The organism is Paludisphaera mucosa, assembly GCF_029589435.1.
Classification (GTDB): Bacteria; Planctomycetota; Planctomycetia; order Isosphaerales; family Isosphaeraceae; genus Paludisphaera; species Paludisphaera mucosa.
Genome location: NZ_JARRAG010000002.1, coordinates 1,412,117 through 1,426,699 on the forward strand (window position 1 = coordinate 1,412,117; position 14,583 = coordinate 1,426,699).

Annotated in this window: 4 protein-coding genes; all 4 read left to right on the plus strand. The window is 70.5% G+C overall.

Features of this window, described 5'->3' with window-relative positions; translation table 11 throughout:
• Positions 1-601 precede the first annotated feature (601 nt).
• The 4 genes from PZE19_RS15215 to PZE19_RS15230 all read left to right on the plus strand — a co-directional run bounded on the left by PZE19_RS15215 (position 602) and on the right by PZE19_RS15230 (position 11,028).
• Positions 602-3,877, plus strand: a complete 3,276-nt coding sequence (locus PZE19_RS15215; RefSeq protein WP_277861486.1) for a hypothetical protein — start codon at positions 602-604, stop codon at positions 3,875-3,877.
• A gap of 471 nt (positions 3,878-4,348) precedes the next feature.
• Positions 4,349-6,877 (plus strand): type IV pilus assembly protein PilM, encoded by a 2,529-nt coding sequence (gene pilM / locus PZE19_RS15220; protein WP_277861487.1) that lies wholly within the window; start codon positions 4,349-4,351, stop codon positions 6,875-6,877.
• A 100-nt stretch (positions 6,878-6,977) separates the two neighbouring features.
• Positions 6,978-8,837 (plus strand): prolipoprotein diacylglyceryl transferase, encoded by a 1,860-nt coding sequence (locus PZE19_RS15225; RefSeq protein ID WP_277861488.1) that lies wholly within the window; start codon positions 6,978-6,980, stop codon positions 8,835-8,837.
• A 97-nt stretch (positions 8,838-8,934) separates the two neighbouring features.
• The gene (locus tag PZE19_RS15230) at positions 8,935-11,028 is read left to right on the plus strand and encodes a hypothetical protein (protein ID WP_277861489.1); all 2,094 of its coding nucleotides are present in this window, start codon (positions 8,935-8,937) and stop codon (positions 11,026-11,028) included.
• The last annotated feature ends 3,555 nt before the right edge of the window (positions 11,029-14,583 follow it).

The following is a 14,583-nucleotide window of genomic DNA, read 5'->3' on the forward strand; positions in this document are numbered from 1 at the left end:
CCCTGCCTTCCCCCCTCGCGGGGGGAAGGTGGCCCGAAGGGCCGGATGAGGGGGAGACGAGCACGGACGCCGGCGCCTTAAGATCCGATCTGCTTGAGAATTCCGACGGGGCCTCACGCGGGCTTCCTTCATCCGACCCCCACCGGGGTCTGCCTTCCCCGCGAGGGGGGAAGGCGTCGGAGGCCCTCGCCTTACGACCTTAGAAGACAGCCCGAGGGTCGTCGCTCGACATCGCCCTCCGCTTCACGCGATTTGGATGTAGATTCTCCAGGGGGGCGTGGCGGAACTCGCCGAAAAGTCGTCAGGGTCGGGAACGCCGGGGTCGAAAAAACGAGGTCGAAAATCGCCGAATGAAGCCAATTTTCTAGGTCGCAAGTCACTTAAGAGTAAGCGTTTAACGCGATTTTATGGGAAGTGGGCGGACCCAATAGGGAAGCCAACCGAAGCCGACCTCGGCGGGCCCGGCGAGGCGGGTCGCGCGGGAGGCAGGCGAGGGCCCGCCGGGGGGCGTTTGCCCTTCTCGGTTTGCCGGGGCGCGGGTAGATTGCCGATTCCAGAGGTCCTGAGGAGGGTGGCCCGAGTACAGGGAGGTCTCGAGCCGATGGCAAGCCGGCGACGATCGCGCGTGGGGTGGCGGCTGGTCCTGGGGACGGCCCTGATCGGGCTCTCGGGCCCGGCGCTCCTCTCCCAGGAGATCAAGGACGGCGACCCGGAGGCCCCCAAGGCCGAGCCGGCCGTCCTGCACGACGGCTTCGAGGCCCCGGCCGTGGCCTGGCGTCGCGAGCACACCGACACCACGATCACCCTGCTGGGCCACGACCGCTCCGACCGGGCGGCGCACGACGGCCGGCAGTCCGAGCGGTTCCAGTTCGAGGCCGAGCCGGGCAGCCAGTTCTTCGTCAGCTACCCGATCCCGAACGTGCCCGTGAACGACGCGCTCGAGGCGGTCGTGAACGTCCGGGCGAATCGGGCGGGGATGCAGGTCTTCGTCCGGGTCGTGCTCCCCAAGGACGTCGACCCCGAGAGCCGGGCGCCGTCGTTCGTGCTGGTCCCCGGGACGGTCTTCGACCGGGTCGACCGCTGGCAGCGGCTGGAAGTGACGCACATGCCCCCCTCGGTGGAGCGCCAGGCGCGGGTGCTGCGGGCGTCGTCGAAGCGGCCGGTGAGCCTGGAAGGGGCCTACGTCGACTGCGTGGTCGTCAACCTGATGGGGGGCCAGGGGGGCGCCGAGGTCTTCCTCGACGACCTGAGCGTCGGGCCCGTCCCGGCCGAGCTGGCCGCCTCGTGGACGCCCCCCGACGCCGCGACGAAGCCCGAGGCCCCGCCGGCGGCCCCCGCCGCCGACCCGGCCCCGGCCCCGCCGACCGTGGCCGACGCGACCACCCGCGCCAGGTACGACCGGATCCGGCTCGACCGCAACCGCCTCCGCCGGCTGGGCGACGACCAGCGGCTGCACGACTGGTTCCCCACGGCCGTCGAGGCCCCCGGGGCCGACGTCACCGAGCTGCGGCGGTACGGGTTCGACGTCCTGGTCGACGGCCCCGACGCCGACGAGGCCCGCCTCAAGGAGGCCGTCGAGCGGGGCTTCACGCTCATGACCCGGCTCTCCCGGGCCAAGGCCGGCGACGGGATCGAGGACCAGCTCGGCGAGGTCCGGGACTTCCCGTTCGCGGCGGCGACCGCCTTCTGGATGGTCGGCGAGGACCTGGGGCGGAACCGCGAGCGGAAGGTCCGCGAGGAGGAGCTGGACCGCACCCGCAAGCTGATCCACGCCATCCACGCCCTGCCCCCGACCTCCTCGCGGCTGACGATCGGCCAGGTGCGCGGAGAGCTGCCCCTCTACGCGCGGGCGCCCTCGAACCTGGACACGATCGCCATCCCGACCAACCACTGGGCCTCGGCCCAGGAGCAGAGCGAGTTCTTCCGCTTCCTGGCCCAGCGCCGGGAGCTGACGGCCAAGGCCAACGCGGGCCAGCTCTACTGGGCGATGCTGCCGGCCTCGGCCCCGCCGGCGCTCCAGCAGGCGATCTGGGGCGACGCCCCGCCGCCGGCCTGGGGCGTCCCCCGGCCCCTGCCCGAGCACCTCCGGGCGATGACCTACCTGGCGCTCGCGGCCGGCTATCGCGGCCTGATCTTCCAGGGCGACGCCGACCTCACCCGGCCCGGCGGCCGCCCCCTGCTGATCGAGTCCGCCCTGCTCAACGAGGAGATCGACCTGGTCGAGAGGATCCTCGCCCTGAGCGCCGACCCGATCCCGGTCCACCCGGTCTTCGACCCCCCGCCGTCGGTCCTGCCGCCGCCGGGCTCGCTGCCGTCGACCCGGGTCCGGCCGGTCAAGGAGTACGACCCCAAGCCCTACCACAAGGCGGCGGCGATCTCGATCGACCGTCGGGGGGCCCTGCTCCTGCTGTCCGACTATTACGACCACGTCCAGTACCAGCCCTACCAGATGGCCGCCCGCAACCTGGTGATCCGGGCCATCCTGCCCGAGGGGGTCGAGGCGTTCGAGATCAGCCCGGGGGGGGTCGAGGTCCTGGAGCACAAGCGGGGGCCGGGGGGGACGAACATCACGGTCGAGGAGTTCGGCGTCTCGTCGATGATCCTCTGCACGACCGACATGGCCCTCAAGGACCGGCTGGAGATGGCGATCGCGCGGGCCCGGCCGACGGCCGTCCAGCTCGCCATCGAGCAGGCCGAGCTGATGCTCCAGCAGGTCGCCGAGATCAACGGCCGGCTCGCCGCCGACGGCGTCACCATCACCACCCAGGACGACGTCCGCCAGCGCCAGGCGCTGGGGCTGAACAAGCCGTTCGACGACGCCGCCGACCTCCTGGCGAAGGCCGAGGCCAGCGTCAAGTCGGCCCGCGACGCCCGCGACCGCGAGGACTTCGGGCTGGCCTGGAAGGAGGCGCGGCGGGCCCAGAGGCCGCTCCGCATCCTGGCCTTCGCGCACTGGGTGAACGCCTACAAGGCGCTCTCGACGGCCGCCGGCGTCGTCGACTTCGAGCCGCTCGAAGGGACGCCCCGGACGTCCGTCAAGCCGCCCGCGGCGACCGTCCTGATGAAGCCGACGAGCTGCCCGCCGCTGGTCTCGTTCGCCACCCTGCCCGAGCTGTACGTCTGGCTCGACTGGATCAGCGGAAAGGCCGGCTATCGGTTCGGCGCCAACCGCGTCCCCTCGGGGACCTTCGACGACCCCCAGGAGATGACCGACGACGGCTGGATGAACATGAGCTACGAGGCCGAGCGGATCGACGCCAAGATGGCCGTCGTCCCGCCCGACGTCGTCGAGGCCACGGCCCCGACCGACAACCGCGCGATCCGCATGAACGCCACGCCGGTCGACCCCAAGGAGCTGGAGACCACCCTGCCGCCGTTCGTCGACCATCCCCTGGTCGCCGTCCGCTCGCCGGCCCTGAAGGTGCAGGCCAACAACCTGCTGCGGATCTCGGTGATGGTCCGGCGGCCGATCAGCTCGGCGCCGGGCGCGGGGGGCCTGATCGTCCGCGACTCGATCGGCGGCGAGCAGCTCCAGTTCCGGAGCAGCGACTTCATCGCCAACTGGTCGCGCGTCGTCCTGTACCGCAAGGCCCCGGCCGACGGCGAGTTCACCGTGACCCTGGGCCTGGCCGGCTACGGCGAGGCCTGGTTCGACGACTTCCGCGTCGAGCTGGTCGAGCAGGACCGGGGCGACCTGCCCGAGAAGCCCGACGCGGGCCTGGCCGGCGACGCCGAGGCCCCCGCCGACCCCGACGCCCCCCGCGAGGCCCGCGTCCCGCGCCTCCCCGACCCCCGCCTCCCCTCCTCCGCCTCCCCAGCCGCCTCCGCGGCCTCCGCCGCGGGGGCCCCTGAACAAACGCGCGGCCGCCGACGTTGAAAAAGGGGGGGCCGACGTCCCCCCGCCGCAGCCCGGCCCCGGAACACGTCGCCGCGAGCCCTCGCGGCCGTCCGGGCCGGCGCGCCCGGAGGTCGCCGTCCTCCCCGATTGACATCGGGGCCGCGAGATGCTGGACTGGCGGTCCTTGACGCCCGAAGTCGCGGCGACGTCCCGACATTGTGCTAGACTTGCGGGGGTTTTCCGGCCCCCGAATCGCCGGAACGTCGGAACTTTTCGCAGCCGCGCCGCATCGAAGGGATGAAGGATGGGGGCGAGGCCCGCCGTCGGGCGGCCCCGGCGGCCCGACCTCGCCCGCCGGGGGGACGGCCCGCCGCCCCGTCCGTCGACCGAACTCGCGACCGCACAACCGAATCCAACACGCAACTCAGACGATACGGCGGGCGGCCCGGCGGGGATCCGGGCCGCCCGCCCGTCGGCACGCTCGGCTCGACCCGAGAGGAGTCTCACCTCATGGCGAAGATCCAGTCCGTCTGGGCGATCGACATCGGCCAGGCCGCGCTCAAGGCGCTCAAGCTGGTCCCCGGGGCCGACGCCGAGCACGTCACCGCCGAGGCGTTCGACTTCATCGAGTACCCCAAGCTCCTCAGCCAGCCCGACGCCGAGCCCGAGGAGCTGGTCCGCGAGGCCCTGGCGACGTTCACCGACCGCAACGACCTGAAGGGGTGCCGCGTCGCCATCGCCGTCCCCGGGCAGGCGGGCCTGGTCAAGTTCATCAAGCTGCCGCCGGTCGAGAAGAAGCGGATCCCCGACATCGTCAAGTTCGAGGCCAAGCAGCAGATCCCCTTCGCCCTCGACGAGGTCGTCTGGGCCTACCAGCAGATCGGCGACGACGAGGAGGAGGGGGGCGACGACGACTTCACCATGGCCGAGGTCGGCCTCTTCGCCATGAAGCGCGACCAGATCGCCCGCGCGATCCTGCCCCTGACCGTCGCCGGCATCGAGGTCGACGTGGTCCAGATGGCCCCGATCGCCCTCTACAACTACATCACCTACGACCAGATCAAGGGGAGCGGGTCCAAGGACTCGGTCGTCCTGCTCGACATCGGGGCCGACAACACCGACCTGATCATCACCGACGGCGTGCGGATCTGGCAGCGGAACGTGCCGATCGGGGGCAACCACTTCACCCGGGCGCTCACCAAGGAGATGAAGCTCACCTTCGCCAAGGCCGAGCACCTCAAGCGGAACGCCACCAAGGCCCCCGACCCCCGCGCCATCTTCACCGCCATGCGGGGCGTGTTCAACGACTTCGCCAGCGAGATCAACCGCTCGATCGGCTTCTACTCGAGCATCAACCGGACGGCCAAGATCCGCAAGGTCGTCGGCCTGGGCAACGGCTTCAAGCTCCCCGGCCTCCAGAAGTTCCTCCAGCAGAACCTCAACCAGGAAGTCGAGAAGGTCGACGCCTTCCAGCGGCTCGAGGGCGAGGAGGTCAAGGCCGCTCCCCAGTTCCAGGACAACCTGGCGTCGTTCGCCGTCGCCTACGGCCTGGCCTTGCAGGGGGTGGGCCGCTCGGCCCTGAGGACGAACCTCCTGCCCCCCGAGATCGAGCGCGTCCGCATGATCCGGGCCAAGAAGCCCTGGGCGCTGGCGGCCTCGGCCCTGATCATGCTGGGCCTCAGCTCGCTGTTCGTCCTGGGCGACTACCGCGCCCTGGCCAAGATCTCCACGCCCCAGTTCAAGTCGGCCGTCGACCAGGCGACCGGCGTCTCCAAGAACGGGGCCTCGATCAAGAGCGGGCTCGACGCGGCCAAGTCCTCGTGGCAGGCCAAGTACGACGAGGGCAAGGCCCTGATCATCGACCCGTCCAACAAGGGGATGTGGCCGGCGTTCCTCAAGACCGTCAGCAGCTACTTCCCCGACCCGGTCTCCGAGTACAACCTCAAGGCCGACAACCCCAAGGACGAGTACCTGATCGAGAAGCTGGGCGTGCACATCGACAAGATCATGCCGGTCTGGCGCACCGACCTGGCCGTCGACTGGTTCGACGCGCTCAACCCGCTCTACAAGCGGCTGATGCACCCGTACGACGCCGCCAACCCCCCCTCGGGCGAGGGCTGGGTCGTCCAGATCGTCGGCCACCACTACAACCCCTACCCCACCACCCCCGACCAGCAGCGGCTCGCCCAGGCCAGCCCGGACGACCCCAAGCGGGTCGACTTCGGCCCGTACGAGTTCCTCGTCCGCAAGGTCCTCCGCAAGCTCAACTCGCCGTCGCTGCGGCTCTACGGCGTCACCCACATCGCCCTGGCCTGGATGAGCTCCGACAAGACCTGGACCAGCGAGAAGGGGAGCGCCACCAACAACCTCGCCAGCCGCACCGTCCCCCTGCTCGACCGCGCCGCCCCCCCGGAAGACGCCGAGGGCGGAGGCGCGATGGGCGGCATGATGGGCTCCAGCGCGATGGGCGGCATGATGGGCTCGGGCATGATGGGCCGCCGCGGCGGCCGCGGCGAGATGGGCGGCATGGGCCCGATGGGCGGCATGATGGGCTCCGGCGGGATGATGGGTTCGGGCGGGATGATGGGCGGCATGGAAGGCGGCATGGGGATGCCCGGGATGATGGGACGTGGCGCCATGGGCGGCGCCATGGACGCCGACGCCAAGAAGAACATCCGCACCCTCACCCGCACCGACTTCCTGATCCAGTTCGTCTGGCAGCCCCCGACCCCCAGCGACGAGGACAAGGCCAAGACCCCCGAAGAGCTGCTGGAGGCCCGCAAGGCCCAGCTCCAGGAGGTCATCGGCAAGATGAGCGAGGCCGAGAAGGGGAATTCGGCCGTCACGATCCCGGTCGAGGCCGACATCGAGAAGGCGTCGAGCAAGGAATCCGACGCGATCGACAGCGCCATCAACAAGGCCCTGAGCACGCCGCCCCCGGCCGCGAAGGGGGCACCGGCCGCTCCGGCCGGGAAGGAAGCCCCGGCGGCCAAGGGGGCCCCGGCCGCCAAGCCCGAGGCCGCCGCACCCAAGGCCTGAGCCGTCGAGGCGTCGTCGCCGGCCCCCGGGGCGGAGCTCCCGGGCGGCCGGCGATCCCAACCCGTCCACTCCCATGCTCCTGCGAACGAGGTCTCCACCGATGGATCAGCTCAAGCAATTCCTGTGGCAGGTCGCCCGCTATCGATTCTGGATCTCGGTCTCCATCGCGGCCCTCCTGGCGACCGGGGCCTACGTCCTGGGCTCGGGGCCGGTCCAGAAAGAGACCACCGACCAGACCGGCAAGATCACTTCGGCCTACAAGGACGTCCAGCAGTACGCCTCCAGCTCCGTCCCGACCGCCGACTTCTCGCCGATCGTCGAGGAGAAGACGGCCGTCCTGACCAAGGACGTCGACGGCGCGTGGAAGCAGCTCTACGACCGCCAGGCCCCCCTGCTGACCTGGCCCGAGACGGTCTCCGAGCGGTTCAAGAAGTGGGGCCGCAAGTGGCCCGAGGAGATCGCCCCGAGCGCCGTGCAGCTGGCGATCGTCGACTACGTCGAGGCCTATCCCGGCTACGTCGACGAGGTCTTCAAGGTCTTCCGGCCGTTCAACTACGAGACCGGCGAGGGGGTCGTCGCCTCGGCCCCCAAGGAGATGCTCCTCCGCCAGGTCACCTTCGACCCCGTCCAGCTCCCCAAGCTCGGCGAGGTCTGGTCGGCCCAGGAGCGGCTCTGGGTCCAGCGCACGGCCCTGGAGGTCATCGCCCAGGTCAACCGCAACGCCAAGGACTGGGATTCCGCCTACGTCAAGGAGATCAAGGCCCTGGAAGTCGGCAGCGCCATCGCCCAGGACCAGCGCTCGCTCTCCAAAGGCGACGTCCTGGAAGAGGCCGAGGCCATCCGGGCCCCCAACGAGCCCGAAGAGGAAGAGGTTGACGCCGGCGGCGGGATGGGCGGCATGATGGGCTCGAGCGCCATGGGCGGCATGATGAGCTCCGGCGGCGGCATGATGGGCGGCATGATGGGGGGCGCGGCCAAGGGCGGCGCCGCCGAGAGCGTCTTCTTCCTGAAGCCCCCCAACGCCACCCAGTACAAGATCCTCCCCATCATGCTCACCGTCCTGGTCGATCAGGACCACGTCCAGGACCTGCTGGTCGAGTTCGAAAATTCGCCGATGTCCATCGAGGTCCGCGACTTCGAGCTGCAGCGGCCGACGGCGAAGGTCACCAAGCCCGAGAAGGGCGAGGCCTTCATGGGCGGTTACGGCGGCATGATGGGCGGCATGATGTCCGGTATGATGCCCGGCGGCCGCGGCGGCAAGATGGGCTACGGCGGCATGATGTCCGGCATGATGAATCGGGGCCGCATGGGCGGCATGGAAGGCGGCGAGATGGGCATGGGCATGCCCGGCATGATGAACTCCGCATCGATGCGCGGCATGGGCGGCATGATGGGCGGCGCGGGCATGGCTCCGGATCGCAAGGGCGTCGACAAGCGCGGCGAGAACCGGGCCGAGAAGCGCAAAGAGACCGAGAAGGCCCTGGAAGCCGCCAAGCCCGCCGCCGATTTCGACGCCTATTACAACATCGTCGAGGTCACCGTCTACGGCCAGGCCCGCTTCTACAACGAGCCGACCCCCGAGGCGGCCCCGGCCGAATCGCCGGGCGAGGCCGCGACCGAGCCCGCCAAGGCCGAAGAGAAGGCCGACGCCGCCAAGCCCGAAGAGGCCAAGGCCGAAGAGAAGGCCGACGAGGCCAAGCCTGAAGAGCCCAAGGCCGAGGAAGGGAAGGCCGAGGAGCCCAAGGCCGACGCCCCGCCGACCGAGGCGCCCAAGGCCGAAGGGAAGGCCGAGGAGCCCAAGGCCGAGCCGGCCAAGCCCGAGGAGCCCAAGGCCGATGCCGCCAAGCCCGAGGAGCCCAAGGTCGAGCCGACCAAGCCCGAGGAGCCGAAGGCCGACGCCGCCAAGCCCGCCGAGGCCCCGGCGCCGGCTCCGACGCCGGCGCCCGCGCCGACCCCCTGATTCGATTCGATCGATCCGTCGCGTCGCGGAGTGAGATCAACGAGAGACCACGTCCCTCCCGGATCACGGGGGGCCTAATTCCCAGGGAGACCCTCGCATGGCCAACGCCACTGCGGAAAAGCTCAAGCACTTCGGCCTGCGATTCGGGGACAAGATCGCCGTGGCGCTGGCCTCGGTCGTCTTCTTCATGTGCCTGGGCAAGGCCCTCACGCGGCCGACGATCGACGTCTCGCCCGACCAGATCAAGAAGGCGGCCGAGCAGTCCGACTCCAACCTGCGCCGCAAGGTGCCGACCGAGGAGATCGTCAACACCCTGGTCGAACAGGGCATCAAGACGTCCGACTTCGCCAAGGAGGCCGAGACGTCGTCCAACATGCTCCTGGTCGCCAACGACTTCAAGGCGCGCCGCCAATGGGTCACGCCCGAGCCCGGCGCGGGCCTGATCCGCGACCAGCCCGAGCTGATCGCGCCGACCAACGTCTACGCCTACCCCGGCCGCGGCGGCGCCCTCGTCTACGAGCTCGACGCCGACGGCAAGCGGGTCGTCGAGACCGAGCCCAAGGCGGTCCCCAAGTCCAGCACGATCCGCAGGAACCGCCGCCGTCGCGGCGGCGGCGGCATGAGCGGGTCTTCGGGCGGCGGCATGAGCAGCATGATGGGCGGCGGGATGAGCGGCATGATGGGCGGCGGCGGGCCCCCGACGCCCGAGCAGGAGAAGCAGCTCAAGGCCGAGGCCGAGCGGAAGCGGAAGGAGATCGCGTCCCGGCTCGCCGGCAAGGACGAGCCCGCCGATGAGGAGGAGAAGGAAGACCCGGCCACCAAGGCCCAGGGGCCGCCCCCCAAGGAGATCACCAAGGGCCTGCGCTGGGTCGCCCTGACCGCGACCCTCGACCACAACCAGATGCTCGAGAACTACCGCAAGGCCCTCAAGAACCAGGCGATCGCGCACCCCAACTACCGCCGCCTCGACGTCCAGCGCCAGACCAAGCAGAAGGACGGCTCGTGGAGCGACTGGGGCGACGTGGTCGCCGAGCGCAACCTGGAGGTCCTCGACAACCTCCCCATGAACGACGAGGAGCTGACCCCGGAGACCGTCCGGCCCGAGAACCTGAACGACCCCCTGCCGTTCCTGACCGCCGGCCTGTGGGAGAAGGTGCACATCGCCAGCCTCGTGCCCAAGGAGCTGAAGGAGGTCCCCGACCCCACCAAGACGGGCGCCGGCGGCATGGGCCCGATGGGCGGCATGATGGGGTCCAGCGGCATGATGGGCTCCAGCTCGATGATGGAAGGCGGCATGGGCGGCATGGGCCCGATGGGCGGCATGAACTCCGGCTCCATGATGGGCTCCGGCAGCGGCGGCGGCAGCAAGATGATGGGCGGCATGGCCGGGATGTCCATGATGATGGGCGGCTCGTCCATGGGCGGCGGGATGATGGGGATGGGCGGCGGCGGCCAGGCCGAGACCCTCGCCCAATTCTGGCGGTCGGAGGAGAAGAAGGTGATGGTCCGGGCCCTGGACTTCACCGCCCAGCCCGACGAGCGCTACCGCTACCGGATGCGGGTCGTGGTCTACAACCCGAACCTGAACCGCGAGGACGTCTCGCCGGGCGTGGACGCCAAGTCCGAGGAGCTGCTGGGGCCGTGGAGCGAGGCTTCGGCCGAAGTCAACATGCCCCCCGACGTCACGGCCTACGCCCTGGGCGTGCTGCCGGCGAGCCCGAAGTCCGAGATGAAGGCGGTCTTCCAGGTCGTGAAGTTCAACCCCGAGGACGGCCAGACCGTGCCCCGGAACTTCGAGGCGGCCCCCGGCGAGATCATCGGCGACCCCCGCACGGCCGAGGTCCCGACCTCCGACGGCACGGGGGCGAAGCCCAAGACCATCGACTTCAACAGCCGGCTGCTCGTGCTCGACGTCACCGGCGGCTTCAAGCCGCTCCCCTCGGGCTTCCTCGGCAACGTCATCTCCCAGCCCGCCGCCGCCCTGCTCCTGCGGCCCGACGGCTCCGTGGAGATGCGCGACGAGGCCGACGACCGCCCCGACGAGGTCCGCAAGGACGTCGAGGGCAATTACAAGCGCGAGATCAAGGAGTCCAACAAGATCCGCTCCAGCTCCATGGGGAGCGGCTCGGGCATGATGGGCTCCGGCATGATGGGCGGCGGCATGATGGGCGGACGAGGCCGCAGCCGCTGAGTCGTCCCGCCCGGCCGATGAGAGACCGCGAGACGCCTCCCCCGAGCCGGGGGGAGGCGTTTTTTCTTGCGCGACCGACACGCGCCGCATTTTCCGGATCTTCGGTAAAAGTCGACCCCCCGTCTTGACCGAAACTCTCATTACAGGTACACACAGCCCCATCTTCTCCCGCTCCCGGCGCACCACCTTGAACCAACCACCTCGATCGATCGCGATCGCCGGGAAGGGCTCGTTTCACTTGGGTTGAAGAACCCCGTCTCGGTGTTCCGGGGCGGGTTCGGGCGCAGCTGCCGCAACAAATCGTGTCTCGCCGTGAGGACTCGAACGAGGCCGCTCTCAGGGAAGTCGGCGGTCGTCCGCGTGGCGGCGAAAGGAGGTCGCGTTGAGAAGGCTCAGAACGCTCACTGTCATCATGATCCTCGGTGCAGGGGGGGGAGCGTCCACGGATGGTGCGACCCTCGACGACGCGGTCGCCTCGCCGTCCCCGACGACGGGCCGCAAGCCGGCTCCGGCCCCGCCGATCAAGTATCTCGAGGCGGGCTCCCGCCTCTTCAACAGCGGGCAATTCGACCTGGCCGCCAAGTATCTCGAGGCGGCGCAGATGTATCGCGATCAGCTCGAGCCGGACCACCAGGCCCTGCTCGACGAGTACACCCGGGAGCTGAAGAAGGTGAAGGGCGGCGACGCCGCCCCCGCGCCGGCCGCAGCCCCCGCCCCGGTCTCGGCCCCGGCCCCGGCCGCGACGCCGGAACCCGCCCTGGCCCCGACGCCGGCCGCCCCGGCGGTCGTCGAGGCCCGGCCCGTCGCCCGGACCGAGACGATCAAGGGGGACGACCCCGACCTGAAGCAGAAGGGCCGATGGCTCCTCCAGGAGGCCGGCGAGCAGATCATCAACGGCGACTACGACGCCGCCGAGAAGAAGATCGCCGAGGTCGAGTCGCTGAACATCAAGTGGGGCCTCTTCGACTCCACGCCGGCCAAGGCCCGCCAGACCCTGGCGAAGGCCCGCCCCAAGGGGGCCGCCGCGGGCAAGGCCGTCCAGGCCGCCGACCACAAGACCGCCAAGGCCAAGCTGCAGGAGGCGCGTTCCGCGCTGACGAACCGCCAGTTCGAGGTGGCCGAGTCGATCGCCCTCGAGGTGAAGGGCTGGAACCTCTCGTACGGCATGTTCGAGGACAACCCCGACAAGGTCGCCGCCGCCGCCCGCGCCCTCCGCAAGCGTGACGTGATCCGCGGCACGCCGAGGAAGGACCAGGCCAGCCCGGGCGTCTACGACGTCCTGGTCCAGGAGGCCCGCCAGCTGACGAAGATGGGCAAGCTCGCCGAGGCCGAGGCCAAGGCCCGCCAGGCCCAGCGGATGAACGTCGTGCCGGCCCTCACGGCCGACCGCGCCGAGTCCGTCCTGCACGAGGTCGCCATGGCCCGCGCCAAGGCCGCCGAGGCCCCGGTCGTCGCGTCCGCCGCGGCCGCCCCGACTTCCGCCGCCCCGGCCCCGGCCCCGGCCGAGTCCGTCAGCGACGCCGTCGAGCACGAGGCCGACGCCCTGCTCGCCAAGGGCGACCAGGCCGCCGCCGCGGCCAAGTTCGCCGAGGCCGAACGGCTCCGGGCCGCGGAGGCCGCCGTCCCGACGCTGGCGTCGGCGGCCCCGCTGCTCGACCCCCACGTCCAGAAGAGCGGCGCCGACGAGCCCGCGCTCGACGCCCCGGCGCCCGCCCCGGGCGACGAGCCCAAGGCCGACGCCGCCCCGGCCCTCGAACTCGCCCCGGCGGCCGCGGCCCCGGCCGCGGACAACCCCGGCGAGCGGATGATCGCCCAGGCCAAGACCCTCTACGCCGAGGGCAACTACGCCGCGGCCCGCCAGCTCGCCGAGAAGGCCAAGGCCGGCGGCTTCGGCCTCGAAGGCCAGGCCGACGAGCTGACCGCCCAGATCGGCCTCGCCGAACAGGGGGGCGCCCTCAGCCTCTACGAGTCGGCCCTCGCCCTCATGCGGAGCGGCGAGAACCAACGCGCCCGGGCCCTGCTGACCGAGGTCGCCTCGGCCGGCCCCGCCCTCGACGAGAACCTGCAGGCCAAGGTCCAGGAGCTGCTCAAGAGCCTGACCACCGACCAGATCGGCGACCCCGCCGGCCGGGCCGTCGTCAACGACCGCATGCGGAGCGCCGACGACGGCGAGTCGATCGCCGCCCAGAAGCTCAACGCCGAGGTCGGCGCCAAGATCGCCGAGGCCCGCCGCCTCCAGGAAGTCGACCCCGAGAAGGCCCTGGGCATCTACGAGCAGACCCTCAAGGCCGTGAAGGCCTCCGACGTCGCCCCCAACCTCCAGCGGCCCATGGTCCGCCGGCTGGAAGTCGCCGTCGAGCTCGCCAAGAAGGACAAGGTCCTCTTCGACGAGAAGATGAAGGACAAGGGCGCCCGCGAGGAGATCGAGATCAAGCGGCTGCGGATCCTCGAGGCCGACAAGGCCAAGAAGGAGCGCTACAAGGACCTGTTCGACAAGGCCCAGGCGGCCTACGGCGACGGCGACTTCTTCAAGGCCGAGTCCTACGCCAAGCAGGCCATGGAGATCGACCCCACCGAGGTCGCCGCCACGGTCATGGTCTTCAAGGCCAAGGCCGAGCGTCGCTACAAGACCGACCTCGCCAACAAGAGCGCCAAGGAGGAAGGGGCCGTCACCGCCTTCCAGGAGGTCGACCTGGCCGCCGTCGCCGACCCCGAGGTCCAGCTCCGCGACATCGCCTACCCGAAGTCGTTCGCCGACCTGAGCAAGAGCCGCGCGGCCCTGACGAAGCGGCTGGAGCCCAAGAAGAACCCCAAGACGCTGGCCGTCGAGGCCAAGCTCCGCGAGCCGATCAGCGTCAACTTCGACAAGCAGCCGCTCGGCGAGGCCATGGCGTTCATCAGCAACTACACCGGCGTGAACATCACGCTCGACCCCAAGGCGCTCACCGACGAGGGCCTCACGTCCTCGACCCCGGTGTCGCTGAACCTGTCGAACGTCTCGCTCAAGACCGTGCTGAAGCTGATGCTCAAGCCGCTGGGCATGAACTACACGATCGAGGAAGACGTCCTCGTCATCACCGACAACCAGGCGACCAGCCAGGAGACCTTCACCCACCCCTACTACGTGGCCGACCTGGTCATGCCCAAGAGCAAGGACGCCCGGCAGACCCCCGGCGTGGCCCTGAACGCGAACACGACGACCCAGACCGACGTCCACGGCATGCCGATCAACGGCGGCCAGGGCGTGCCGCTCGGCGTCGGCGGCTCCCCCGGCTCGGCCTCGTCGAGCCACGAGGAGCGGCCCCCGGTCGACATGACCCCGCTGATCCAGCTCATCACCACGTCGATCGCCCCGGGCACCTGGCAGGTGCGCGACGGCGAGAACCAGGACGTCTCCTCGGCCTACGGCCTGGGCGGCGGCTTCGGCGGCGGCGGCGCGGGCGGCGACATCGACCAGGGGCGGCCCCCCGGCTCGATCACGCCGTTCTTCCTCAGCATCAGCCTGATCATCCGCCACACGGCGGAGGTCCACGAGCAGATCGCCGACCTGCTCCG